Raw genomic sequence first — 26,902 nt, 5'->3', positions numbered from 1 at the left:
GCTTTTAGTTGTCGCAAAGATAGAATTTGGTTTTGTTTTTCAGTGCAATATATTGAACATACTTTCAAGAAATATTTGCTACGAAGCGGAATAAAGCGGTGGAGAAAACACTCTTTCATTTTTTTTCGGGTTGGCTTCGTGTGATGGCAAAAAAATGAAAGTGTGTTTTGTGCGGTGGCATAGAAATTCAATTTTTTTTTGTGCGGTGGCGGTGTTTTAATTTTTTTATAGCGTTGGCTTGAGTGTCGGCTCGTTAGTCCGAACTGTCAGGAAGTCAAATTAGTTGTATGTCGTTGTCTAAATGTCAAAATTTGTTGCTCGTCTGTTTAATTTTTATCTGTCAGTTTAATAGTTGCACTGTCGCCATAGCATGACCGGTAACGGATTAGTATACACGCGGTCCCGCCGCTTGGAGACAGTCAAAGTTACCGCTTTATTTTTATTTGCATATCAGCCGAAAGTGAAAAATGAAATCTGGATCGGCGGGATCGAGTGTATACAGTGTTACCTGCTGTTTATCTTAATGCTGTTTGCCAGTTGTACATTGGCTATAAAATTAGTTTGTAAAAATCGGCTATAAAGAAAAAGTAAATTCGTATATTTACAACGCTAATGCATACATTCTGATTAGTGTTTAAATTGATCAAATAGTTATGATTCCCTACAGGCTTAAAATAAAACCACTTATAACTACTTCCGCATTAGGAAGTATATTCATTTTTGCAATAATTTTACTAGTCTTGCATATTGCAGATTTCAAAAAACTAGGTGAAATATTGATTCATTATGCATTAATTCTGCTTCCGATAACTATTCTCTGGTTCATTTTAGAAAAAAAAGGATGGCATTGGAAATATATTCAAAAGTATAGAACAATAGTTAATATTCCCCCGGATTTCAGAGGGCGATGGATAGGAACTCTTGACCGTGACGGAGAAGAAGACCCGCATACATTTGTAATTGAAATTACACAAAGTATGTCAAAAGCGCAAGTTTATACTTACTCTAGAAATGGAAAATCACAAAGTTATTTAGTTGAAATTTCTTCAGATCTAGCAGAACAAAAATTCTGGATTTGCTATCTATGGCAAGGAGATGGCGGCAAGATTGAAAAAAGAAAAATACCAGCCGCAACGTTCTATGGTTTTACAATTCTTGAATTGTTTGAAAAGGAAAGCCCTAAAAGATTGGAAGGTTATTATTTTACTAATAGAGAACCAAAACAAACAAAAGGTGTTATTAAGGTTTTACAGGATTCAGAAGAATTAAAAAATAAATTTGAGTAATTAGCAATGATAAGTAGATTTATTGATTTATTACATGATCAACCGAATCAAAATTTCGGTAATAAACATTCAAAAATTAATATCCATTTCCCTTTAAGAGGTGAAATAGCAAATTATTGTATGCAGCTTAATAAGGAAATACAATTAATTACTAAGAGTGGGGTTGATTTTTCACCAAAATCTTTCCAAATTCCTCATTTAACTCTTTATATGGGTTTTATAGCTAACGAGAAAAACTATGAAGCAGTTTTGGATGAGGTTTATCACTTTTCTCAAAAAATGTTACCAATAAAAATATCATCATCAATTCCATACTTGAAAAAACCGAAAAGAAATTACCTTTTCATTGATACCGAACAATCTGATTATTTAATTGATCTTAAACTTCAATTAAAAGAAAAAGTATCTAAATGGATAGAACCGTTGAACTGGGATGTTGTGGGTGAAACTCCACATATTACAGTGGCATATATTAGAGAGAACTTTGACGCAGTAGAAAAGTTATTAGAAAATTATAGAGTAGGGCCTGATTGGATTGGTGATAGTTTTGAAATATCTTATGGAGGGCCCTGGGGGAGCTGCCTAGGTGCGCTAAGAAGCTTTGAATTTAAAGGTTAAAAAATCTTTTTATTTTTAAGGATTATCTTTCAACTTATAATGACTTTTAAGTTGTGTTATAATCATAACATATTTAAATTACAATTCTTTTATTAACGTCATTAATCGAGAAAGCATCACCTCTTATATTTTTGTTGAAAAAGTTAATCACAAATTGATCTCGAATATCCATTTTTTCAAAAGCAGACAAATTTGTGGGAAATAGTTTTAAGTAATCGGCAAGAAAAATACTTGTAATAATAAAGGCAAATTTCAAATTAAATGTTGTCATCATAAGAAAATCTTTGTTATCTTTATCAAATAAGTCTGCAAATTGATATACTGAAACAAAGCTTGGATGAGAATAAAGGGAAAAGTAAGTATACATATTCTCAAAATAGGATCCTTTGCACGACATTAATTCTGGAATATCTTTCCAATCTAAAAATTTAACTTCATTTCCATCGAACCAAATTTTATAGTCTTTGCTTTTGATTTTAATTTGGATCTTGTCTTTGTCTGCTGGATTTAAAAGCTTATACTTATTATTATTCTCAATATCAATTTTGAATTGCTGAATTTGTTTGAGTTCCTCATCAAGTTTGGATTGGCTAGTTGAAGATTGAACATTTGATGCAAATCTTTGCCTAAATGATTGCCCTGCTATTACCCATAACTTGTATATAATTATATGTTCGTCATTGTTTTTGGGTGAAATAAAAATTACATGAAATGCACAAACGGTTTCATATAAGTTCCGAATCAAGCAAGCAATAATTGTTGGATCAACTAATTTTTTTAAATAAAATTTACCATTTTTTACATAATCCACTCCATCAATCAGTTTGCGAATATGACAAAGTTTAGAAAATATCATTTGTAGGACGAGTTTGGCTTCTTCCTCTGTCGGGTTATTCAATTTATCTTTATGATGGTTTAAAATTAATTGGTATATACAATCTATAAAAACATCTAAGGTTTCTTGTGAATCTTCAAGGCTAGAACAAAGTGATAATCTTTTACATTCTTCTATTAATTTGTCCATAATATTAAATTTAAAATGGCAGGTAACGGATTTGGCTTGACGCTGTGCCGCCTTAACGTATGGTTGATGGCAAATATAAATAATTTTGGCGGCATTGTGTCAAGCTAGTGTTACTGGCCGTCTATTCATGCTTGATGTGATGAATAATACTGATTGGAATTATCAATGTATTTCATTTCTTCCAAATTATTTGCCATGTTTCGCAATAAATCTTTGTGCAATCTGCCGGCCAACATTCTCCACAAAAGCTGCATATTGTATCACAATTTGTATTTAAAATGTATTCCACTCCATCAAATTGTGTAAAATCAGTATTTAACCAGTAATGAATATTTCCATTTACTTTTTGGGCACGTATTGTTTGTAATGCTCCTGAGATTGCTTTGTTAGCAATTATACTCTCAATGCAATTTGGTAAGGTAGGATTTATAATTTCATCTTCATTATTGCAATGGCATGAGATTAAAAATAGAATAACGATTGGATAAATTTTCATATTCTAAAGTTTTTATTAAATGACAGGTGAATTTTCTATTTTGGTTGGGTTAATGAGAATATAAAAATGTTAATTCAAACATTTTGGTCTTCAAGCCAAAAGCGAATTTTAATCAAATACGACGACGGAAGATTTGCGTCATGTTTGTTTTCTTTCTTAGATGGCCAGTAACGGATTGGCTATACACGCTGCCCCGCCAATCGCTTGGCATCCAAAAGTAAAAAATAATTTTTACTTACCGAAAAAATTAAAAGAGAATCATAAAGATGTAGGCGGGGTAGAGTGTATAGCCTGTTATGGCCAGCTTTTTATTTCACGATGTTTCCGATTCTCCTCCCGAATTCATCAGCCCTAAGGTTGCCATAATGCCAGCCCGATTCTCCATTGGAGGAAACATTCAATCCAGTTACTTCATCTATTCTGTTTACTCCAAATTTTAATTGTTCATTTGAATTCAATTCGACTACTATTATACATTGCCATTCTGGGGATTTTAAAAACCCTTCTCCTTCTTCAACAGCACCATTCAATCCTTTACATAGTTGGTTAATTTCATCCCTATCATTAATTATTATCTCTGTATTAATTGTTCTTTTGGGGTTATCATGCGATGGTAAAAGTTTTATATTCTTAACTTGTACAGAATCAATGTTGGTTATTGCTAAAATTCTATCCTTACTCTTGGATAATGGACCAATAGTTATTGTATAGATTAGAAAAAGACCAAGAATCATAAAAGTAAATCCCAAAAATTTCTTTTCCTTTCTTAGATAATATCCAATTAATGTCAAGACCAATCCACCAAATAGAAAAGCTATAAATCTTATTAAAAGCATATTTTAAAGTTGGGCATAACGGATTTGGCTTGACGCTGTGCCGCATTAACGTATGGTTGATGGCAAATATAAATAATTTTGGCGGCATTGTGTCAAGCTAGTGTTACTGGACGTCCCAGTCAACGTCAAGTGAGTTTTCAATATTCATTATTATGTATTAGGAAATAAATTTCCTAAAATCACACCCTTGGAGCCCACACGATCCTCATCCCTTTTCATCACGTTTATTATTCAATTTATTATATGCTTGAACTCACACAAAACATCTATTTAATTTGTGTATTTATAGATTAATAAATTGGTAATATTTGCATCCCAATTATATTTTCTTTTTGGGATGTCCAGTAACGTTTTGGCATAGACGTTGCACTGCCAAACGAATAGCAGTCAAAACTAAAAAATTATATCTTAATTGCCAAAAAAAATTAAAAGAAAATGATTTTTGATGCTTGGCGGTGTAGCGTTTATGCTGTGTTATGAGAGGCCAAGATTTGTTACGACACCCATTTCACATGCTCACACAAAAATCATTTTCATTTATAAATTGTATATTATTTTGTATAATTATGTTTGGTTTGCATCACTATATTGCGTTTTAAAATCGTTGTATTTATATTTTGATTGGCTTGTTAAATTTTGAATTCACACCCATTTGTATAATCTTATTAGATGAGAGCATGTCACATAAACATCTGGCTGGTCTCTCATAACGGATTAGCATAGACGCTGCACCGCCAACCATTAGTAGCCAAAAATAAGAAATAAGTTTTTCATTACCAAAAAAATTAAAAGAGAATGATTTTTGATGTTTGGCGGTGTAGCGTTTATGCCATGTTATCGCCAGGCTTTTTTAATTATAATCGTAACTTATTTCTTTTCGCGAAGTCTTTTCTTTGAAATTGAATCGATAATTTATTCCAAGATTTCCTTGTCGATTTTTTCTTTCGAAGGGAGAAGAGTCCGAAGTAATATCCGGTAGCCCTAAATAATAATCTGCTCGAAGTTTTAAGCTCATACCTAAATTATATTCAACTCCAATTTTAGGTCCAAAGTCGATGATATCAAACTTGATTCCACTTGTATTGCTTTTACCATAGTATGGCTTGCCATTAAGTTCTCCTGTTGCCTCATAACTGGAATTGGCAAAAAGGAAGAACATTGTTTGAAGTCCAATTTTAATTCCGATTTTATTTAATTGTACTCGATAATAAAAGGGGAATGCAATATAACTTGAATTTAATTTGGCTACATCTGAAATGATACCTACTACCTTTAAATCCTGTCCATCAAATGCAGTAAGTATTTTGTTATCCGTCGTTTCTTTTCCCCCAATTTGAACCCATAGAACTTCTGCTCCTAATGATGACTTATTACCTATTTCCTTTTCTATAAATACGCCAATGTTTCCGGAGTATGTGTATTTTACTTTGTAATCGTCTGAAACTAGAAAATTAGATGTGACTTTACTTAGTCCTAAATTGGCAGTTATGCCAATATTCAAATTTTGACATTTCATCGAATTAGCGAATGATGTAAAAATTAATAAACTCAAAGATATTTTTGCTTGTATTTTCATTTATTTACTTTGTTCGAAAATGTGACCCTAATAGTTTTTATAAGCTTGGCGATAACGTATTGCAGATTTGCGATGGGTGGGAATTTCCGCCACAAATTATAATTCGAAGATACAAACTTTCTGCAACTATAAAACTGTCTGCGGAGCACGTAATCCCGCCTATTGCAAATGTGCTGTTATATGCCGTATTTCTTCTGTCAGAATGGTAAATCATCGTCTTCTGCTTTAGTGTTTGTCTCACTAAGTTTTTTTCCTAAATATGTTGAAATAGCAGCGGAGAGTTCAACAACTAATTCTGCTTCTAAATATTCGGGAGCTTGTCCTTCTCGTAAGTGTCTGCCTTGTTCAGATGTAAAGCCCCAAATTTTTTCAATTGCGATGTCAAGTGGTTTTGGGACAATGTTTGGATGCTTTTTAATAAGCTCTCCTAATGTTGCTTTTTTGTCGCCAGTTGCTTCTCTTGCTAAACATTCTAAACAAGCAAGTGAATGTTGAATTGCACCAGTAAGGTCAGGCGAAGGTCGTCTTGATAGGTCAATAAGTGCTTCTTTTATTTCTGTCTTTGCAGTTTCAAGTTTTGCGGTTTCAAGAACAGATACAACTGTCTTAACTGCGGTTTCAAATACTTCGTCACCACGAGTTTCTATTTGTTCATTTACAATTTTCCAACCAATACCGTTAGCAATAAAGTATTCGTTTATTTCATTGGAAAAAGTTGTCTTTTCAGATGCATTTAGTTTTTGAATTATCGTTTCAATTATGTCGTAAACTAAATACCATTCGCAACTGTCTAAATGCTGTCCAACTTCCCAGTCAATGTTTGGAAATTCAGACCAGTTATTGCTGTCAGGAGCAATTTTTAAAACTCTTGAAGTTATTGCTCTTAAGTCAGACGGATTTTTATTAAGGTCGTAATAAGCCATTTTTATAAAGCCACGAAGTCCTTCTGGTGCGTCTTCACGAACTGTTATCTCTTTCTCTTTAAGTGAAAAAAGTCCTTGTCGTTTTGAAAATGTGTCTTTGTTCGTCATTTTTAGTGTCGGTCTTTAATATGGCATATAACGGTTTTGGCATAGACGCTGCACCGCCAAATCATTAGCAGCCAAAACTAAAAAATTAATTTGTCTTTATGGGAAAAAATTTAAAGAGAATGATTGATGATGCTAGGCGGTGTAGAGTCTATGCCATGTTATAAGCCGTTTTTAGGAATGCTTTTTAGTATCTCAAAATTTCCTCTTTAGTTCGTACTTATCAAGTTTGTATTCACCAGAGATCAAGTATTCTTTCCAAAGTGCAATGTTCTTAAGAGATAAATCAAAGCCATTATCGGGATTGTCCCAGTCGTATATTACAGTTTCAATAATTTCTGTGTCTTTAGATTCTCCTTGCCAATGAAAAAATTCGGATGTAATGAGTGCAAATGAAATTGTATTTAAATTGTTAGGAGAAAGTTTTCCATTAAGTGTGTCATTGCAAAGTTTTATTAAATGATCTTTAGTAATTAAAAACTTCTCTTTAGACTGCTTAGTAGTTACAAAAACACTAATAACATCATAACTTGTTTTCTTTTGACTGTCTTTTAAGTCTAATGATAATTGTTCTGCGGTCAATACATTTTCAAAATATTCTTTGAGTTTCCTTTCAGTCATTAGATATTCTTCTTTTGCTTCCGAGTTTTTTTAACTTCCTCTTTTAATATAGATTTCCTGACCCATTGCCTTAGCTCTGAAGTAGAGTCATTAGCTTGTTCGTCAAGTTCTTTTTTATTTAATCCCTTGAAATTCTTTTTTGTTATGTGAATGCTTTTTGACATATTATGTAGTTTAGAAATGGCTTATAACGTTTTGGCATAGACGTTGCACCGCCAAACGAATAGCAGTCAAAACTAAAAAATTATATCTTAATTGCCAAAAAAAATTAAAAGAAAATGATTTTTGATGCTTGGCGGTGTAGCGTTTATGCTGTGTTATGAGAGGCCAAGATTTGTTACGACACCCATTTCACATGCTCACACAAAAATCATTTTCATTTAGAAATTGTATATTATTTTGTATAATTATGTTTGGTTTGCATCACAATATTGCGTTTTAAAATGGTTGTGTTTGTGTATCAATTAACATGTTAAATTTTGAATTCACACCCATCAGTATAATCTTATTGGATGAGAGCAAGTCACATAAACATCTGGCTGGTCTCTCATAACGTTTTGGCATAGACGCTGCACCGCCAATTCATTAGCAGCCAAAAATAGTAACTTAAATATTTATTTCCAAAAAAAATTAAAAGAGAATGATTTTTGATGCTTGGCGGTGTAGCGTTTATGCCGTGTTATGGGAGGTATCATTCAAAGTCCCGCTTAGTGAGTTCTGATTGTCTTATTATTGAATGCAATGTTCCAATTTTAATTTCTTTATGCATTGGTACTGGAACTGTTATAGTTGAATCCTCTGTAAGTTTTTGCATTATTACATGACTTCCTTTTTGTCTCACTTTTATATATCCATGCATTGACAATATTAAACAGATGTCCTTGCCAGATAATGGTCTTATTAAAAATTAAATGTTAACTGTAACTCTAGAAATTTGCAATTCGTTGTGTAATCTTCTAGTTATTTCAGTTTCGGATGCAGTCTCATAAAATAGTTCAAGTGCTTCAACAAGATTAGATTTCGCCTCATCAGGAGTGTCACCTTGACTGGCAATATCTAATTCAGGACAAAGTGAAATATACAAATTGTCTTCCTTTTCTATTACTGCAGTTAATTCTATTTTTCTGTTCATATAGCAAATTTAATGTATTTTTTGATATCTCCCATAACGGATTTGGCATACACGCAGGCGCTTTAGCGCTTGAGTGTATGCCATGTTGGCGGTAGTTATTTAAGCTTATAAACATTATCTAAAAATCTGTAGTATCGATGATTTACCGTCATTTCATCTTTTGTGACGACCTTTATTTCCCACCCCATAGTTGTTTGACCTATACCACAACACGTATATTCATTATTTGAAATTTGAGTTATTTCAATAAGGGAATCAGTTCTATTCAATATCCATTTTCCATATTTAATCTGGTTTACTAGAAATGAACTATCTGATTTAAATGATATAATCTCACTACCATCAAAAACTGTCCTATTTTCAACATGACCCATAAAATTGCTTAAATTAGTTTGAGGCTTTTCTTTAAATCTCCAGTCCCTGGCAATTAGCACTTTTATATCTTCTTGTGTAGCCACCGAATTTTCCATTTCGCAACTACAGAAAGCAACTAATAAATATAAGGCTAAAATAACTTTAATTTTCATAAATCCCCAAAAAAACAAGTTCAAAAATAAGATATAGTAATTCGTTTTAAATATAATATACTGCATAATTTATTAATTGTAGTTGCATAATCAATTTAATTTAAACTAGATTTTATCGTGCGCACAATATATAAATTCAATTACCGCCAACGGATTTGGCATACACGCAGGCGCTTTAGCGCTTGAGTGTATGCCATGTTGGCGGTAGTTATTTAAGCTTATAAACATTATCTAAAAATCTGTAGTATCGATGATTTACCGTCATTTCATCTTTTGTGACGACCTTTATTTCCCACCCCATAGTTGTTTGACCTATACCACAACACGTATATTCATTATTTGAAATTTGAGTTATTTCAATAAGGGAATCAGTTCTATTCAATATCCATTTTCCATATTTAATCTGGTTTACTAGAAATGAACTATCTGATTTAAATGATATAATCTCACTACCATCAAAAACTGTCCTATTTTCAACATGACCCATAAAATTGCTTAAATTAGTTTGAGGCTTTTCTTTAAATCTCCAGTCCCTGGCAATTAGCACTTTTATATCTTCTTGTGTAGCCACCGAATTTTCCATTTCGCAACTACAGAAAGCAACTAATAAATATAAGGCTAAAATAACTTTAATTTTCATAAATCCCCAAAAAAACAAGTTCAAAAATAAGATATAGTAATTCGTTTTAAATATAATATACTGCATAATTTATTAATTGTAGTTGCATAATCAATTTAATTTAAACTAGATTTTATCGTGCGCACAATATATAAATTCAATTACCGCCAACGTTTTGGCATAGACGTTGCACCGCCAAACGAATAGCAGTCAAAACTAAAAAATTATATCTTAATTGCCAAAAAAAATTAAAAGAAAATGATTTTTGATGCTTGGCGGTGTAGCGTTTATGCTGTGTTATGAGAGGCCAAGATTTGTTACGACACCCATTTCACATGCTCACACAAAAATCATTTTCATTTAGAAATTGTATATTATTTTGTATAATTATGTTTGGTTTGCATCACAATATTGCGTTTTAAAATGGTTGTGTTTGTGTATCAATTAACATGTTAAATTTTGAATTCACACCCATCAGTATAATCTTATTGGATGAGAGCAAGTCACATAAACATCTGGCTGGTCTCTCATAACGGATTGGCTATACACGCTGCCCCGCCAATCGCTTGGCATCCAAAAGTAAAAAATAATTTTTACTTACCGAAAAAATTAAAAGAGAATCATAAAGATGTAGGCGGGGTAGAGTGTATAGCCTGTTATGGCCAGCTTTTTATTTCACGATGTTTCCGATTCTCCTCCCGAATTCATCAGCCCTAAGGTTGCCATAATGCCAGCCCGATTCTCCATTGGAGGAAACATTCAATCCAGTTACTTCATCTATTCTGTTTACTCCAAATTTTAATTGTTCATTTGAATTCAATTCGACTACTATTATACATTGCCATTCTGGGGATTTTAAAAACCCTTCTCCTTCTTCAACAGCACCATTCAATCCTTTACATAGTTGGTTAATTTCATCCCTATCATTAATTATTATCTCTGTATTAATTGTTCTTTTGGGGTTATCATGCGATGGTAAAAGTTTTATATTCTTAACTTGTACAGAATCAATGTTGGTTATTGCTAAAATTCTATCCTTACTCTTGGATAATGGACCAATAGTTATTGTATAGATTAGAAAAAGACCAAGAATCATAAAAGTAAATCCCAAAAATTTCTTTTCCTTTCTTAGATAATATCCAATTAATGTCAAGACCAATCCACCAAATAGAAAAGCTATAAATCTTATTAAAAGCATATTTTAAAGTTGGGCATAACGTTTTGGCATAGACGCTGCAACGCCAATCCTCAGCAGCCAAAAATATGGAATTAATAATTCATTGCCAAAAAAATTAAAAGAGAATGATTTTAGATGCTTGGCGGTGTAGAGTCTATGCCATGTTATGGCGCGTTTTCATTTTATGCTTGTTTTTTAGGATTAGATCTTGTGTCAAAAATATTTAGTATTATGATTTTATGCGAAGTTGTTCGATAAAATAGTCTATTGTGTTTAGAAATTAGAATTCCTCTGATTTTCTTTTCGGAATTTTGGAACGGTCCTATATTTGGTTGTTTGCTTAAGAGTTCTACAAGCTCAAATGTTCTTAATATAAACTGTTTGGCAACGTTTTCACTCCATTTCTGATTTAAATACTCAGTCAAAGAGCCTAATTTTGATGTTGCCCTTTTTGTCCAAATTATTTTTCTAGCCATTTGCTGAATTGGCCGATAACTTCTTCATGAGAAATTAAATTCTTTGGATCTTTACTTTCTTCATATGAAAGCATTAGTTCCTCTTTTTGTTCGTTAGTTAGGGTATTCCACAATTCCCCTTCTTGGCTGTTGCTTAGTCTAGTTATAAGATTATAATACTCATTTAAAAGACCCTCATCTTCAATAGTATCAATGAGTTTATGGAAAGCTTCTTTTGTTTTCATGGCCTAAAATTAGTCATTTTTTGTGATATTTTAAATGCGCCATAACGGATTTGGTATACACGCATTCCCGCCACATGGCCGGAAGCCAAAAATAAAACATTAAATTTTATTGAACGAAAAAGATTATAGAGAATGGTTAAGGTCTCGGCTGGAATGTGTGTATGCCGTGTTATAGGCTGTGCATTCATTTGTTATCATCCTTCATACTGAATTACTTCTACTACTTTTCCATCTTTGAAAGTAATTTGTAAAACACTTGGATCAATACCAAGACAAGATGCAAATCCTATATAGTATTTCCACTTATCATTTTCATCGCAATTTGAATCAAGGCCTACAATTTCAATTACCTGAAGTTTTGATTTGCCAATAAGTAATTTGTTTTCAATAATGTCATCTGATAGTTCGTAACGATGTTCTTTATCCATTATCCATTTTTCTTTTTCAAATTTATTAGTTGGATAATAACAAAGTATAGAAAAAAGCAAGATGACACTATAATAATATACTAATGGGGTTGTAATAAGCGTGGCGAGCCAAATCTCAGTTTTTTGAATATTGGTATTTTTGATAAATTTTTTAAATATCCAACGCCAAATATAAAAAATGGGAATGGCAAGTATTATTAGTATTAAATAAACTTCTAGACTTACTCCGAAAATGGATGGTATGATAATTAATGTATTCATAATTGGTATAGCCTATAACGGATTGGCATAGACGCTGCACCGCCAAAGTTTAGCAGTCAAAAATAGTAACTTAAATATTTATTTCCAAAAAAAATTAAAAGAGAATGATTTAGATGCTTGGCGGGGTAGCGTGTATGCAGTGTTACTTGCCGCCAATTGATACTTGAGGCTTAAACTTATTCTCCAGTAAACTGAATAAATTAAGTCATATTACGAATAGAATAATATTTTATTTTGGGTATTCATGTTTAGGTATGCGTGCCTATTTCTCATTTTAAACATCAAATATTCTTGTGGTCAATTATTTATGAGCTATTCTTTATTTGAAAATTCAGAAAATGTATTCAATTTCCGCAAACAGAAAAAGCTAAGCATTTTATTATAAAGCCAAAAGCGGATTTTAACCAAATGCGACAATGAAGGCACAACATCATGTTTGAAAACTATATAGGGTGGCAAGTAACGTTTTGCGGCTTGGCGTAGTGGCGGATTTTTAGCACAAAAGTTCAATCGAAGAACTGCACTTGAACCTACCACAAAACTGTCATACGAAGCACTGAACCCGCCATTACGCCAAACCGCTGTTACCGGCTGGTGTTCTGTCGTCCGTCCTTGCAAACCATTGTCAGTATTGAGTTTCAGTGTCATTGTCTGTCGGGTTGTGCGTGGCGTTTTTTATTTTTTTTGAAGGGTCGGGAAATTTTTTAAAAACAATTTTTCTGTTGCGTTGGCTTTGCAAGCTCTTTGACAAAGCTTTGGTTGTGCGTTGGCTTGTGCGGCTTTGGCAATGTGCTTGCAAATAGCGTTGGCATTTCGTCTTGTTATATTGGTGGAAGTCCCAATTCCTTTAAAAATTTATTATGTGTCTCTCTTGCTTTGGTTATGTCCTTGTCAAGGTCAACGAGTTTTTTGTTTACTTCTTTTAAGTCAATTATTTCTTCGTCTAACGATGTGCTTACATAGCGTGAAATATTCAAGTTGAATTCGTTCTTAATGATTTCGTCCATTGATACTCTACGAGAATAACGGATTTCTTCTTTTCGGTCTCTGTATGTTTCAACTATTTTGTCAATATTTTCAGGTAGTAAATTGTTTTGTCGTTTGCCCTTTTCAAAATGGTCAACGGCATTGATAAACAAAACATCGTCAAACTTTTTGCACTTCTTTAAAACCAAAATAGAAACAGGAATACCTGTCGAGAAAAACAAGTTGGCTGGAAGTCCAATTACTGTATCAATGTTTCCGTCCTCTAATAATTTTCTTCTGATGCGTTCTTCTGAACCACTTCTAAATAAAACACCGTGAGGCAAAATGATTGCCATTGTTCCCTCTTTACTCAAGAAGTGAAAACCGTGTAACAGAAAAGCAAAGTCGGCTGCTGACTTTGGGGCAAGTCCATAACTTTTAAAACGGAAATCTTGTCCCATTTCTTCTGATGGTTCCCAACGGTAGCTGAAAGGTGGATTGGCTACAATGGCATCAAATTCTAATTTCTTTGAAGGATTAATTTCATTTAAAATCTCCCAGTCATTGACTAATGTATCTCCGTGATGAATTGCAAATTCCGTGTCCTTAACTCCATGCAAAAGCATGTTCATTCGGGCTAAGTTGTAAGTTGTAATATTTTTCTCTTGTCCGAATATTTTGCCGATTGTTCCTCCTGCGTCTGTCATTCTTTTACGGACGTTGAGCAACAATGAACCTGAACCACAGGCAAAGTCTAAAACTCGTTCAATCTTTTTCTTTTCACCTTTGCTTGGGTCTTGGCTGTCAAGTGTTACAATGGCAGAAAGAATGTCTGAAATACGTTGTGGTGTATAAAATTCTCCTGCTTTTTGCCCTGAACCTGCTGCAAATTTTCCAATCAGATATTCGTAAGCATCGCCTAAATAGTCAATGTTTTTATCAAAGCTGTTGATGCCTTCTGCAATTTTCTGAATGATGTTACAGAGTTTCTTGTTTCGTTCTTCGTAGTTCTTGCCAAGTTTATCAGAATCTAAATTGATTTCGGAAAATAATCCTTGAAAGGTGCTTTCAAAAGATTCATTTTCTATGTATTTAAAACCATCTTGCAAAGTGCGAAGCAACTCTTTGCTTTGTGTTTTAGCCAATTCAGCAATGCTATTCCATAAATGAGAAGGTTCAATTACATAGTGAACTTTTCTCCTCATTTGCTTTTCAAATTCCTGAACATCATCAGGATTGTTCTCATACCAAACCGACAAAGGTGTTCGTTTATCACTTTCTTTAAGGACTGGATAATCTTTCCCTAACTCTTTCTTTGCTGCTGTTTCGTAATTGTCGCTTAGATAACGTAAGAACAAAAATGAAAGCATATAATCTCTGAACTGGTCAGCGTTCATTGCTCCACGCAATTCGTCTGCGATTTTCCAAAGTGTATTGCCTAATTGTGTTTGATTATTGTCTGTCATGCTGTTGCTGTTTCTATTGGTTTTTCAAGTAAGTCTTCATTGAATTTATAGTTCGTTCTGAAGTTCTTGAATATTTGTTTGAAATATTTCTTGTTTTCTTCTCCCATTTCCTTTGGCTCAAACATTGAATAACCACCGTGATTCAGGTTGTTGACCATTCGAGTGAATAGTTTCTTTTCTTCATCATCATCGTCAATGATTATACAATCTGAAAAGCCATTGAAGCCATGAAAATTAGCTGCCTTTTCAAGAATTGTTCTGAGGAAGTAGAAATGGTAAGTGTAAATTTTATCTGCATTGATTGCCTTTTGTAAATCCTGAATCATGGAAACATGATAAAAGAATGGGCTGTCTGTTGTGTCTTTTAAAAAATAAACTCCATCAGATTTACTTAAAAAAAGTCGTGGTGCATTATTTCCAAGTTCATTACATACAACATTGAAAAATAAAGCGTGGTGAGTTGATACAATTGACTTTACATCGCCATTGCCCTTTTTTAACATAGAGCCAAGATGATGTGCAATTGCAATTGTATTGTTGTCGTCCAAGGAAGAAACTGGGTCATCTACGTAAATGTATTTTACCCAATCGTAATTTTGATGCCTATCTATTGCTAATTGTGCTACTGCTAAAAAGAAGCACCATATAAAAAGGTTTTCTTCGCCTCTTGAAATTTTTACAAATTCAACATTTTGAGGAGTTCCTGCAACAATTTCTTCTCTGATAAAGTTAACTGCCCAATATTCATTTTCGTCTTCGTCTTTGTCTTTGTATTCGTAATCAATAAGGAAATTGAAATTTGAGTAGCGATGAATAAGAGGCCGAATTTTATTGTCCATATCCAATGCCCGAACACCTGCAATAAAAGCAGAATATTTATTTATGAGCAATCTTCTATGTGTGTCGCCATCTAAATCATTATCCCATGAAAACAAGTCTTCGGTAAAAGCATTAAAATATAAAGTGTCTCTTTCTGTTACATTGCCGTCTGCATCAAACTCTTTTCCCTTTTGTCTGAAATCCATAGATAGGCGTGTTTTGCCTGTTCCATTGTATGCAAATAGTAAAACATATCTTTTATCTAATTCACGTAAATATTCAGCTAATTCCTCTATTGACAAGAATGGTAAGAAGCTAATTGATTTGAGTTTAAAGGTTAGTTTGTTAGTTATTGCTTCACTCAATCCTGCTTTTAGATTGTAAACATTTTCAGCACCGTCAAATACATAATTGCTCTCAAATAAAGCTTTGTCTGCTTTATTGAGTTTACTCAATATTTTATCCTCAAAATCAGCTTTCTTTATTTTTAATAACTCAGGTCTCATTCTTCATTATTTATTGATGGAAACAAACCTTGCAACAATCCTTTCTTATGAAGTTGCAGAGCTTCCAATTTTTGATTTTGTGCGTTTATCAAATCATCAATTGAAGAAAGTGTATCAGCAATTTTATCTTGTTCTTTTGGGTCTTCTGGTATAAGCAATGGACAATTCAAAACATCATCTTTTCTTAGATTGGTTTGCTTTACGCCATCATCAAATGCCAAAAAGTATGGATTTCTGTTTAGCAAATAGTATAGAATTTTGCTATTGACATTTCGTGGCGTAATTCTGCAAATACGCTGATTAACAGTGTAGCGATTATCTTCTTCAACCAAAAAACATTTTGCAATGGCTTTTCCATTTGGAATATCACTCAGCACCATTAAAACATCTCCTTTGCTTGCAGGCAAAAAAGCGGTATTGGTGAATTTCTTTACTTCGCCATCTTGTGAAATGAACTTTGAATTCACAACTATAAATTTGCCATCGTCTGCAATATCTTGTTCGTGGGCTTTACCGTTTTCGTAATCTGCAACTTGGGTCAAAGTAGTTTCTTCCCATTCTGCACTATCTTCAAACTCACTGAACCGAAATTTTGGAACTGTTTCGCCCTCCTGCGGCAATAGGTTTTGCAATAAGCCCTTTTTGTGGTCTTTCAGTATTTCCAGCTTTTCGGTCTCGGCTGTAATTACTTCATCTAAAGACGAGAGGCAAGCAGCGATTTTTTGTTGCTCCTTTGGAGAAGGTAGCTTAACAACAAATTGACTCAAAACTTCTTTTGTTATCGTTTTGATTATTCCACCAGGAGCTTTTAGTTTTTCAATTTCAAAAAGCAGGAATAATAAATAAGCAAAAAAAGTCTTATCTAATTCTATGTAAAATTCTTCAAACAACAAAAGAGTTCTATCAATATAGGCATCATATTGAGTAATTGCCACTCTGCCGATTGACCCTTGAATTGTAATTATTACAGTCCCTTTTGGAATAAATACACTCTGTTCCGCTCCTAACTTGCTAATTTTATTTTTGGTTTTTGGCTTTAATCTAAAATCTTCGCCAACATCGTAAACCTGTATAAAGGGCATACCATTAATGTCATCATACCATTTAGGCAGACCATAAGGTTGAGGAAAACTTCCTCTCCGAAACCCAGCTATATTTATTAAGGTGTCTTCGACCCAATTAGCGTCATTTAGAAACTCAGGAAATCGAAGCCTTGGTACCAATCTAAAATTGTTTTCTCTATTCATATGCTTTCAGTCCTGATATTTCCCGCCCTTCGGCTTGTTTTTTTAATAAAGGTGTCAATTCTTCCATCAATGCCAACTCTCGCTTGGTTCTTTCTTTCCAGCCTAAGTCTAAAGGGGCAAAAAGTTCACTTAATTTGTCAGCATCAAAAATCATTCGGCTAATGATGGAAGTTGTAAATTGCTGTAAAGCCGAAATCTCCAAGCCATTATTTTGTGCTATTTCTGCTAATCGTTTGGCAATTTTTGCTTCTTTAAAGTTTTGATAGCCGTCTTTTATTTCATGTTCGTTTAATGCTTTTCCTACTTCCAAATTTTTGATGTAGTCAATAATATCCTCCCGTTCTTCCAATAGATTTGAACTACTACTTAATACACCAATTAATTGGTCACGGGTCATTTTCTGCTTTTTCGGTGTGCCTTGTGTGTATTTGGCAATCAGGTTCATTATGTAATCATAATCAACCACCGAAGAAGCAAACAACACAAATTCAAAATCCAACTGCTGAATATTTTCAGGGGCTTTGTCGCCTTCTTTTTGCTGAATTTCTTTGAGTTGCTTGGCAATTTCTAAATACGAACTACGGAACGAACGCAATTGCTCTTCGGGCATTAAATCGTCAATTTTTGATTTCTGTTCTTCGTTCAGGTCAGTGTATTGGTCAAGCTGTGTTTTCAATCGTTGCACTTCTTTAAAACGATTGATAAACTCTACTCGGGCCGCATCACCTTTGATGTTGTAAACTTCTTGCGGCTCTGCTACCATGTTTTTGTCTTCCATCCACTTCTCCATTGCTTTCACTGCCTCTTGGTATTTCTCAATCACTTTCGGAGCAGGGTCAACCAACCAAATTTCTTTGGCTCGTCCTGTATCTTCTCCGCTGAATAGGGCAATGGCTCTGTCAACTTCGGCTTGTTGCTGGCGGAAATCTAAAATGTTTCCATAAGGTTTGGTATCATTCAAAATACGGTTGGTTCGGCTGAAAGCCTGAATCAATCCGTGGAATTTCAGGTTCTTGTCCACATACAAAGTGTTCAAGTATTTGCTGTCAAATCCAGTAAGCAACATATCCACCACAATCACCAAATCAATTTTGTTCTTGCGTGGATAGTCGGCATTGCTGAACTTTTGAAATTTGATGCGTTGTTGAACATCTTGGTAATACAAGTCAAATTCAGTGATTTTATGATTTGAGCCATATTGTTTGTTGTAATCACTGATAATGGCTTCAAGTGCTTTTTTCTTCTTTTCAGGTTCAACTTTGTTGTCTGCCTTCTCTTGTTGTAAATCTTCCTGCAATTGCTGAACGTCTTTGTTCCCTTCGGCAGGCGGTGAAAACACACAAGCAATATTTAATGGAATAAAGTTTTCATCTTCTTTTGTCTTGCTTGCCTGAATGTCTTTGAATAGTTCGTAATATTCAATAGCATCATTGATAGAAGCAGTTGCCAATAAAGCGTTAAAGCGTTTGCTGTGTGTTGCAGCATCATGTTTTTTTAGAATAGCATTTACAACCGCTTTTTTATGGTCAGTGCTTCCAACCGTTACATTTTTTTCAGGTTTGAAATAGTCAATATGAAAACGCAATACGTTTCTATCTTCTATTGCATGAGTTATGGTGTAGTTGTGTAACGGATTTTGAAAAATATCTCTTGTTGTTACATACGAGCCAACTGTTCCGTCAATTTGCTTGTAGGTTGCATTGTCGTCAAAAATGGGTGTTCCAGTAAACCCGAATAACTGTGCTTTCGGAAAAAACTCTTTGATAGCTTTATGGTTTTCGCCAAACTGTGAACGATGGCACTCATCAAAAATGAAAACAATTCGTTTGTCGCTTAATGCTTGTAAGCGTTCTTTATAATTGTTCTTGTTGTTTGGGTCTAAAGCCAGTCCTAATTTTTGAATTGTCGTAACAATTACTTTGTTAGCGTAATCGTCAGAGAGCATTCGTTTTACCAATGTTTCTGTATTGGTGTTTTCCTCAACGCAACCTTCCTGAAATTTGTTGAACTCCTCACGGGTTTGTCTGTCCAAGTCTTTGCGGTCAACCACAAACAAACATTTTTCAATATTCGGATTGTCTTTGAGCAGGGTAGATGCTTTGAAAGAAGTAAGCGTTTTTCCGCTTCCTGTTGTGTGCCAAATGTAGCCGTTGCCTTTGTGTTCTTGTATTGAATTTACAATTGCCTTAACTGCATAAATCTGATATGGTCGCATGACAAGCAACTTTTGTTCGCTTGCAACCAATACCATGTATTTGCTTATCATTTGGCTCAGGGTGCATTTGCTCAAAAACTTTTCTGAAAAGTCGTCTATGTGTGTGATTTTTTTATTGTCCTCACTTGCAAATTGATAAACAGGCAAAAATTGTTCATCAGCATTAAAGCTGAAATGTGAAGAGTTGTTGTTAGCGAAATAATAGGTGTTACTGCGATTGGTTACAATAAAAAGCTGCATGAAACAAAGCAATGAGTTTGTATAACCATTGCCTGGGTCACTTTTGTAGTCCACAATTTGCTGCATGGCTTTTCGTGGGCTTACTTCAAGCGTTTTTAATTCTATTTGAACAACAGGAATTCCGTTAATCAATAAAATCACATCGTAACGGTGGTTGCTGTTTTCTGTATTTATGCGAAGTTGATTGATAACCTCAAACTCGTTTTTACACCAGTCTTTTATATTTACCAGAGTGTAATGCAAAGGCGTTCCGTCCTCACGACTGAAGGTGTTGATTTCTCTTAGTCGTTTTGAAGAAGCAAAAACGTCTGAATTGATTATCTCGTCCCGTAGTCTGGCAAATTCAGAGTCGGTCAGGTTAACTCTGTTGAGAGCCTGAAATTTTTCACGGAAATTCTTTTCCAGCGAAGCCCTGTCCTTGATGTCCGACCTGTAACTGTATTTCAGGTCAGTCAGTTTGGCTATTAAACTATCTTCTATTTGTTGCTCTTTAATCATCTAAAATTTATATCGGTCAAAGTTACTTTTTTAATCACGTTAATCGGTCTGTGCGTTGGCAAAAAGTGGCTCTTTTGGCTTTGCGAAGGGTCGGCTTGCGGGTGGGGCAAAGCCAAATGTGCCACTTGCGGGCTGGCTAAAATTGTTTTTAAAAAATGCGGGTGGGGAAAAAATAAAAAACACAGGGTCGGAAATGAGTGTCGGCTTACTCGTTGTCCGCTTGAAATATGGTCTGTATGTTGTCCAACTGTCAAAATGGTTTGTCCTTGTTTTAATGTTCAATTTTTAGTCGTCTGTTCAATGGTTGTAGTGTCGTTTTACACTTGCCGCTAACGGTTTCGGGCTTGGCGAAGGTGGCGATTTTCACCACAAATGTTGATGCGGAGAACCAAACTTTGATTAACCACCAATGTGTCTGCGTAGGACTGAACCGCCACTTTTGCCAAACCCGTGTTAGCACTTCGCCCTTCTTTTCTGTCGTGTTTGTTCGCTGTCATTTCGTGACTGTCTTGGTGCGTTGGCTTGGTGGCTCTTTTGCAAAACTTGGCTTTAGCGTGGGCTTGTGCGGTTTTGCAAATGTGCCACCAAATGCGTTGGCTATATTTTCAATGTGTCCTCCAATGTCTTTTTAAACTCGTTTTCGTTTGCATAATTGTAGAAAGGAACACCAGTAATTACATAATTGTCTGTGTCAATTTTGATGGTCTTTTCTTCTTCTCTGATTTGTTTTAAAAACTCTTCTTTCCACTTGTCGTTGGCAATTAAGTGAGCACCTTTTGGCTCAATGAAAACTTGATATGTCAACTCTTTTCCTTTTTTCTGTTTGCAGAATAAAACAAAGTCAGGTTCAAATGCTCTGCCTAATTTATCAATGATTTTAATTTCTCTTTCGTTACGGATTAAGTAAATGTTAGTAAACTTTTCTTTTAGTCCTTCAAAGCGTCTTTGAAACAATTCAACAAATTTTTTCTCTTCGCTAGTTCCGTAGTTTGCATTGTAAACATACCAAGGTTCATTTGCTACAAGTGCTTCTTGTCCGTCTGCTCTTTCACTGTCTTTGTAAACTTTGATTTCCTTGTCTTTGAAAACCTTGTGAACATATTCTTTGATGTAGTCTGAACCTTCAAACTCTGTCAAGTTTGATTTTATTTCCATTTCAATACTTTGCAATAGACCTTGAATAGCTAATAAAAAGTCGTGATTTGAAATGTTTGCAAGTCTTGCTTTTGAAGCATTGAAAGTGATTTCCAAACCACCCAAATAGTCTTTGCCGTCAATAAAGTTTGAATGTGATTCTACGTTAGGAAAAAACCTTTCTAAACTGTCAAAGTAGAAATATGGATTTTGAGCCAATGCAAAACGAATGATGTGTTTTGGAATAGCTGAAACTTTAATGTCTTTGCTTTCTGTCTTTTCGGTTGTAGTTTCTTCTTCTTTACTAAATGCACTTGAAATTCTACCTGAACCCGATGAAAGTGTAAAAGCAAAATTTCGTTTTGAAACTCCTAAGTCTGCAAACGATTTTACATTGTTATAGCTTTTCTCAACTTTCTTGTTGTAAACAACTTTACCAGTCTTATAAAATTCAGTTTCTTTAAAGTCAAGTTTTAAAGTAAGTTGCTTTGTTACCAATTTATCTTCGTCCTCGTAAATTCCTGATTCTACAAGTGCTTTCTTCAATTCTGAAATGTATCGGCTGTCTTCTTTTGTATGGTAATAAAGTTCTTCGAGTATTTTTAAATCGTTGGCTTGGTCATCATCATACTTTCTTGTGTATTTGTCTTGTCCTTCTTCTAATGCAAAAGGAAAATATCTTGCTCCTCGTCCAATTAATTGGGCTTCTGCAAGTGTTGTTGCTCCAACGGTTGTATTTGTTCCTCCTGTGTTTTGACCTTCGTATAAACGAACAATATCATAAAGATTTAAAACGTCCCAACCTTCGTTTAATTTTTGCACTGCAAAAACTGCTCGGATTGGATTGTTCTCATCTTCTAGCGTATTTAAAAGCAACTGATTCTTCTCTGCTTCTTCATCATTATTTGCACTGATGCAATTTTCAAAACGGAAATTCGATTTTATTCTTCTTGAAATCTCGGCTGATGAAATATTTATTGAATCAAAAAAGTTAAACGCTTTTTGAACTATTGTAACTGTTGCCGTATTTCTAATTTGGTCAACCAATTGGGCTGACATTAAATCAATGAGATTATGAAAATCTACTTTGTTTTGTTCGGATTCTTTAATTGTCTTTTTTGCTTTGAATAGAATAACAGGCTTTAAATTGATATTGTTGGCTGTTGCCAACTCTTGACGATACAAGTTCAATATCAATGCTTGTATAATTCTTTCTTGCTGGTCAAAGCCTGACCTGATAAGATTTATTTCTTTTGAATATTTGTCAATTCTGAATTGAGCAAGGTCGTATTTGAAAATTACCTTGTCTTGATACTTTTTTAAGATTTCGGCATTATCATAGTCAAGCGTAGCGGTAAATTCTAAAAGTATGTTGTCGAAATTCTGTTTTAGAATTTCAATTACAGTTCCTTCCCAACTGCCAAATAAATCACCGTTGTTTTTTGTTGCAGAACTTAAATGATGTGCTTCATCTGCTATGAGCACCATTTTTTTGTCCTTGAAATCTTCGTAAGTAACGCTGTTTTCTTTGGTGTTGTTTAAATCAATATGCAGTTGCTGAATAGTCGTGAATTTGATATTGATGTTTTTATCATCAGCACTTTCAAAGGTGTCTGTTTCCTTTATATAAACTTCCTTTCCGTCAATTACTATTTTGTCATTGAACAAATATTTTGAAGCCTGTGGATTCAAAAAATTGTCCTTCGTTTTCTTGATGATGTTGTTTGAGTTAACGAAAAACAAAAAGTTTCTAAAACCTTTTTCATACAAGTAAAGCATTAAGCCAGCCATTACTAAAGTCTTTCCGCTACCTGTTGCCATATTATACAACAAGTGAAACGGTTTTTTGGGTCTGCCTGTAAAATCTTCTGTATGGCAAAGAATATAACGCTGAAAAGATTCTATTTGATAAGGTCGTTGACCAAAACCAGGTTTAAGATTGTCAGTTATGTAATTGGGAAGAGGAACACGGGCAATTTCTCTTTTACCAAACTCCTGCACCAATGTGTCGTGTAAAAAACTCATTCTGCTTATTTTTTAAGTTGGTAAAAATCTTGGGTTACTTTCTTTTCTTCGGCTGAAACGGCAAAGTCTTTATCGTTCAATGAAGAAAGATTTACATACAATTGGTTTTTGTCTAATAGCTCAACCAAATGTTGTTTTTGTTCTTCTAAAGTCAATGCTTTAAAATCTTCAATATTTTCTTCTTGCTTTTGCAAATCAACATTGTAGTTAAGGAAAGATTTTGTTTTCATTTCTCCCCAAATTTTCAACACTGCTTTTTTGTCTTTGGCAGATTTAATTTGTTCAATGAAGTTTTGATTGTATTTTTTGAGTTCCAAATAAACAAATTCACCATTTTTGTTTTGTTCGATTACCTTTTTAATTCTTTCAATTGTTATTGTTTCAACGTAGTCAAGTTGTTCGCAGATTATAAAATTTCTTGGTTCTTCAGCTTCTTGATTAATCTCAAGAACTGCTTGTGCTGTTGTTCCTGAACCACCAAAAAAATCTAAGATTGTATCGCCTTCATCGCTTGCAATCATTACTACTCTTTTAATAAGTTCAACAGGTTTTGGAAATGGAAACGCTGGATTTACTAATAATTTACGAAGTTCTTTTGTTCCTGCTTCTGTGCGAACTGCACTATCATCCCATATTGATTTAACTTTTCCAGTTGTTTTTCTATGTTTTTCATAAACATTCCAACCACCATCACCTTTCTGTTTTGCAACAACTTCTGTTTTATCAAGGTCTTCATTGCTGTTTGATTCAGATTTAGGTTTTCCCCAACGCCAGCAACTTTCCTTACCTGTGCTATTTAATGGAACAGCTTGTATTTCAAATCCTTTCTTCGGAACTAATGAAACTGCACAAAATCCATTCTCATCTTTACTTTTTTCATTAACGTAGAACGGATAAAATAAATTTGGACGATTGCCTTTGTGAAATTTCGGATTACGATTCCTTAGTTCTCTCAAATTAAAACCACCTTTCGAGTCCTTGTATTGATGAGTTACGTCTGTTTTTTCAATTTCATTCATTTCACTATCAGGTGATTTTTGATAGCAAATTAAATATTCGTGACTTTTTGCAATTTTTAAATAATCTCTTCCACCTTTATTTGATTGAATTATAATATCAGAAACAAAATTTTGTCTGCCAAAAATTTCATCACAAACTAATCGTAAATATGGATGTTCATTATCATCAATTGAAATAAAAACAAAACCATCAGGACGAAGCAATGATTTTGCTATTTCCATTCTGTTTTTAATAAAGGTCAGCCAAGTTGAATGATTGAAACTGTCATTGTATCTGAAACTATCCCCGCCAGTATTGTAAGGAGGGTCAATGTATATTAGTTTTATCTTATTTTCAAATTGGGCTTTTAGTGAATAAAGGTCAAGTAAATTGTTACCCTTAACAATTAAATTATCCGTTATAAAATTATCCTCATCCCTATTGAATTTATCGAATGCTTTATCACCTTTTGTTGTGTAGCGTTTTGCATTGGTTAAAACCTTTGGTTCTAAGAGTTGAGTAATTTCGTCTTGTGCAAGGGTTTCATTAAAAAATATTTCTTCTCGTTTATCTTCTTCACGGCTTTGTCCACCTTCTAGAATACAGTCTTTAAATGGCCAAACTAAAGCAACTTCGTTGCGTTGCTTCAAATATTTTCCGTCAATGTTTAGTCCAACTTTATTTTTATATGCTGTGTAGCTGTCATTCAAATAATTCTTTTGCTCTAAGAACTGCACAAATAAAGATTGGTTGAAAATCAAAACACCTTTGATGTCAAGAAAGAATTTTGCTTTCAGTTCCTTATCGTCAAGCAACAAGCCAATAAGTTCAGCATCATAATTCTGTGCTTTATTTATTACCACCCATTTTTTAAGTTCTCCGTTGTCGGTAACGAAGTTGGGTTCTTTTTTTAGTTGCTTTTCAAGTGTTTCGTATAATTTCATTTCTTGTCTGTTGCTTTAGTGATTGATACTTTTCCATTTAATTTCAGTAATGGAGAATCTGATGCATAGGGCACTTTTCCAGAAGGAACTACTTTTGATGATTCCGTTAGGTGAACTTCTTGGTCGTCAAAAAATATGTGTGCTCCAAATGCTTTTAAAACATTGTCTTTAGAAAGTCCGCCCAAAAAATATGCTTCGTCAACATATACGCCCCATTTGCGAAGCGTTTTGATAACTCTCATATGTGACGGTGCATTTCTTGCTGTTACAATTGCAATTCGCAAAGGAGAAAGTTCAATTGTTGTTGGTAATTCTTCTTGAATTTTTGAAAGTTTAATTAGCAATTTTGCAAAAGGACCTTCTCCCAATGGTTCGTCTTGATGTTCTTGCTCGTATTTATGAAATGCTTCAATTCCTTCTGTTTTGTATCTGTGTTCCGATTCGTCAGAAAACAAAACTGCATCTGCATCAAATGCAATTTTCACTCTGTTGTCACTGGGTTTAAATTCTGTTGGCGGTTCGTAAATATAGGCGGCTGCACATTTTTTAGAATCAATTACACTTTGAACATCTTTAAGGTCTTTGCTTAAAAATAAGTCAATATCAAAAGCATCTATATAAGGTGCTAAAGGTTCGCCACCACTAAACGCCATTCTTGTAATGTCCAAATTGTATTTACCAACGGAGTTCATAATTCTTACACCTGTTTCGGGGCTGTTTCTCGACATTACAACAACTTCAACAATTCTTTTCTTAGCGTTTTCATTTAAGTGCAATAAACTTTGAACAAGGTGGAAAGCTGTTCCAAGTTCTAAAGGTTCGTCTTCGTGTTCAAGTTGATATTTTCTGAAACCAGAAATACCTTCGGTATTAAAAATTTCATTTTCCTTTTCAAGATTGAAAAGTGCTCGGCTGGAAACTCCAACAACTAATATTTCGGAAAAATCTACAGCCATTATTTTGTTTTCTTTTTATTGTATTTAATTTTCTCTTCTGCTACTTGCATTGCTTGTAATGCCAAATCTTCGTCTTGAACTTCATAATAAAGTTTGTCTGAAAGCCAAGCAATTATAACTTCATTCTTTTGGTCTTTATAAAAGTTGGCAAGTGATTTTACTTGCTCTTTTGTCGGCATTCGTTTGTCTTGCTCGATTTTGCTCAAGATGGTTGGGTCAAGCGAAAGTTTAGCTCCAACTTCTTAAGCAATAGTCCTTTTGCTTCTCTTAATTCTCGTAATGTCGTCCCAATTGTTTTCAATGTGCTTTCTTTTGACTTGACAAATATTGGCAAATGTAAAAATTATTTTTAGAAAAAGGGTCAAAAGTTGCCTCCAAATTTTCAACATTCCACTTGTCGGGTGGTGGGTGGGCTTTTGGTGCGGTTGGGCAAAATTAAATGTGGTGTTTTTGTGTCGGCAAGTGCGTTGGCAAAACACCTCTTTTAATTTTGCGAAGCGTTAGCTTTTGTCCTTCGTTTCTGTTTGTTTGTTGTCGGTCGTGTCGTCTTTTAGGGTG

25 protein-coding genes and 2 pseudogenes are annotated in these 26,902 nt (G+C 34.0%); 3 read left to right on the top strand and 24 right to left on the bottom strand.

The window, feature by feature from the left end; genetic code table 11:
- The first annotated feature begins 653 nt into the window (after positions 1–653).
- Together IPO86_00135 and IPO86_00130 are read left to right on the top strand one after the other, a co-directional pair.
- Positions 654–1,286 (top strand): hypothetical protein, encoded by a 633-nt coding sequence (locus tag IPO86_00135; GenBank protein MBK9726504.1) that lies wholly within the window; start codon positions 654–656, stop codon positions 1,284–1,286.
- A gap of 6 nt (positions 1,287–1,292) precedes the next feature.
- A complete protein-coding gene (locus IPO86_00130; protein MBK9726503.1) occupies positions 1,293–1,904 on the top strand; it encodes a hypothetical protein in 612 nt (203 codons plus the stop codon).
- Positions 1,905–1,977: 73 nt separating this feature from the next.
- On the opposite strand, the gene IPO86_00125 is transcribed toward IPO86_00130, so the two are convergent.
- From IPO86_00125 to IPO86_00030, 20 genes and pseudogenes are all read right to left on the bottom strand, one after another.
- The gene (locus tag IPO86_00125) at positions 1,978–2,928 is read right to left on the bottom strand and encodes a hypothetical protein (protein MBK9726502.1); all 951 of its coding nucleotides are present in this window, start codon (positions 2,926–2,928) and stop codon (positions 1,978–1,980) included.
- 172 nt (positions 2,929–3,100) lie between these two features.
- Positions 3,101–3,424: a hypothetical protein gene (locus IPO86_00120; GenBank protein MBK9726501.1), complete on the bottom strand. Its 324-nt coding sequence runs from the start codon at positions 3,422–3,424 to the stop codon at positions 3,101–3,103.
- Between the two features lie 308 nt (positions 3,425–3,732).
- Positions 3,733–4,260, bottom strand: coding sequence for a hypothetical protein (locus IPO86_00115; protein ID MBK9726500.1), 528 nt, complete (start codon positions 4,258–4,260; stop codon positions 3,733–3,735).
- 850 nt (positions 4,261–5,110) lie between these two features.
- Entirely contained in the window at positions 5,111–5,776 is a 666-nt protein-coding gene (locus IPO86_00110) for a PorT family protein (protein MBK9726499.1), read from the bottom strand.
- Positions 5,777–6,033: 257 nt separating this feature from the next.
- Positions 6,034–6,867, bottom strand: coding sequence for a hypothetical protein (locus IPO86_00105; GenBank protein ID MBK9726498.1), 834 nt, complete (start codon positions 6,865–6,867; stop codon positions 6,034–6,036).
- A gap of 192 nt (positions 6,868–7,059) precedes the next feature.
- Positions 7,060–7,485: a hypothetical protein gene (locus tag IPO86_00100; protein MBK9726497.1), complete on the bottom strand. Its 426-nt coding sequence runs from the start codon at positions 7,483–7,485 to the stop codon at positions 7,060–7,062.
- Between the two features lie 691 nt (positions 7,486–8,176).
- Entirely contained in the window at positions 8,177–8,344 is a 168-nt protein-coding gene (locus tag IPO86_00095; GenBank protein MBK9726496.1) for a type II toxin-antitoxin system HicA family toxin, read from the bottom strand.
- 48 nt (positions 8,345–8,392) lie between these two features.
- A complete protein-coding gene (locus IPO86_00090) occupies positions 8,393–8,617 on the bottom strand; it encodes a type II toxin-antitoxin system HicB family antitoxin (protein MBK9726495.1) in 225 nt (74 codons plus the stop codon).
- Between the two features lie 95 nt (positions 8,618–8,712).
- The gene (locus IPO86_00085) at positions 8,713–9,210 is read right to left on the bottom strand and encodes a hypothetical protein (GenBank protein ID MBK9726494.1); all 498 of its coding nucleotides are present in this window, start codon (positions 9,208–9,210) and stop codon (positions 8,713–8,715) included.
- A gap of 142 nt (positions 9,211–9,352) precedes the next feature.
- A complete protein-coding gene (locus tag IPO86_00080; GenBank protein MBK9726493.1) occupies positions 9,353–9,850 on the bottom strand; it encodes a hypothetical protein in 498 nt (165 codons plus the stop codon).
- 583 nt (positions 9,851–10,433) lie between these two features.
- Positions 10,434–10,961: a hypothetical protein gene (locus tag IPO86_00075; protein ID MBK9726492.1), complete on the bottom strand. Its 528-nt coding sequence runs from the start codon at positions 10,959–10,961 to the stop codon at positions 10,434–10,436.
- 161 nt (positions 10,962–11,122) lie between these two features.
- A complete protein-coding gene (locus IPO86_00070; GenBank protein MBK9726491.1) occupies positions 11,123–11,416 on the bottom strand; it encodes a type II toxin-antitoxin system RelE/ParE family toxin in 294 nt (97 codons plus the stop codon).
- Positions 11,401–11,640, bottom strand: coding sequence for a hypothetical protein (locus tag IPO86_00065; protein MBK9726490.1), 240 nt, complete (start codon positions 11,638–11,640; stop codon positions 11,401–11,403). Before IPO86_00065 ends, IPO86_00070 begins: the two co-directional genes overlap by 16 nt.
- Positions 11,641–11,834: 194 nt before the next feature.
- Positions 11,835–12,329, bottom strand: coding sequence for a hypothetical protein (locus tag IPO86_00060; protein MBK9726489.1), 495 nt, complete (start codon positions 12,327–12,329; stop codon positions 11,835–11,837).
- A 312-nt stretch (positions 12,330–12,641) separates the two neighbouring features.
- On the bottom strand, positions 12,642–12,977 hold the full coding sequence (locus IPO86_00055) for a hypothetical protein (protein ID MBK9726488.1): 336 nt from the start codon (positions 12,975–12,977) through the stop codon (positions 12,642–12,644).
- Positions 12,978–13,150: 173 nt separating this feature from the next.
- The gene (locus IPO86_00050) at positions 13,151–14,761 is read right to left on the bottom strand and encodes a type I restriction-modification system subunit M (protein MBK9726487.1); all 1,611 of its coding nucleotides are present in this window, start codon (positions 14,759–14,761) and stop codon (positions 13,151–13,153) included.
- Positions 14,758–16,086 (bottom strand): AAA family ATPase, encoded by a 1,329-nt coding sequence (locus IPO86_00045; GenBank protein ID MBK9726486.1) that lies wholly within the window; start codon positions 16,084–16,086, stop codon positions 14,758–14,760. The genes IPO86_00050 and IPO86_00045 overlap by 4 nt, the downstream gene beginning before the upstream one ends.
- On the bottom strand, positions 16,083–16,718 hold the full coding sequence (locus IPO86_00040) for a restriction endonuclease subunit S (protein ID MBK9726485.1): 636 nt from the start codon (positions 16,716–16,718) through the stop codon (positions 16,083–16,085). Before IPO86_00040 ends, IPO86_00045 begins: the two co-directional genes overlap by 4 nt.
- A pseudogene (locus IPO86_00035) lies at positions 16,707–17,333 on the bottom strand (restriction endonuclease subunit S). The gene IPO86_00040 and the pseudogene IPO86_00035 overlap by 12 nt, the downstream one beginning before the upstream one ends.
- Positions 17,326–20,286, bottom strand: a complete 2,961-nt coding sequence (locus tag IPO86_00030) for a type I restriction endonuclease subunit R (GenBank protein MBK9726484.1) — start codon at positions 20,284–20,286, stop codon at positions 17,326–17,328. The pseudogene IPO86_00035 and the gene IPO86_00030 overlap by 8 nt, the downstream one beginning before the upstream one ends.
- A 55-nt stretch (positions 20,287–20,341) precedes the next feature.
- Here IPO86_00030 and IPO86_00025 point away from each other — a divergent pair, with 55 nt between their 5' ends.
- A complete protein-coding gene (locus tag IPO86_00025; protein ID MBK9726483.1) occupies positions 20,342–20,575 on the top strand; it encodes a hypothetical protein in 234 nt (77 codons plus the stop codon).
- 308 nt (positions 20,576–20,883) lie between these two features.
- Here IPO86_00025 and IPO86_00020 read toward each other — a convergent pair whose 3' ends face one another.
- The 4 genes and pseudogenes from IPO86_00020 to IPO86_00005 form a co-directional block, all read right to left on the bottom strand.
- A complete protein-coding gene (locus IPO86_00020; protein MBK9726482.1) occupies positions 20,884–23,445 on the bottom strand; it encodes a DEAD/DEAH box helicase family protein in 2,562 nt (853 codons plus the stop codon).
- Between the two features lie 5 nt (positions 23,446–23,450).
- Positions 23,451–25,388, bottom strand: coding sequence for a site-specific DNA-methyltransferase (locus IPO86_00015; GenBank protein MBK9726481.1), 1,938 nt, complete (start codon positions 25,386–25,388; stop codon positions 23,451–23,453).
- The gene (locus IPO86_00010; protein ID MBK9726480.1) at positions 25,385–26,344 is read right to left on the bottom strand and encodes a 5'-nucleotidase; all 960 of its coding nucleotides are present in this window, start codon (positions 26,342–26,344) and stop codon (positions 25,385–25,387) included. Before IPO86_00010 ends, IPO86_00015 begins: the two co-directional genes overlap by 4 nt.
- Positions 26,344–26,645: pseudogene (locus IPO86_00005) on the bottom strand (helix-turn-helix transcriptional regulator). The gene IPO86_00010 and the pseudogene IPO86_00005 overlap by 1 nt, the downstream one beginning before the upstream one ends.
- Between the last annotated feature and the right edge of the window lie 257 nt (positions 26,646–26,902).

This window comes from Saprospiraceae bacterium, assembly GCA_016717265.1.
Taxonomy (GTDB): Bacteria; Bacteroidota; Bacteroidia; order Chitinophagales; family Saprospiraceae; genus Vicinibacter.
This window is presented reverse-complemented; position numbering and strand designations above follow the sequence as displayed.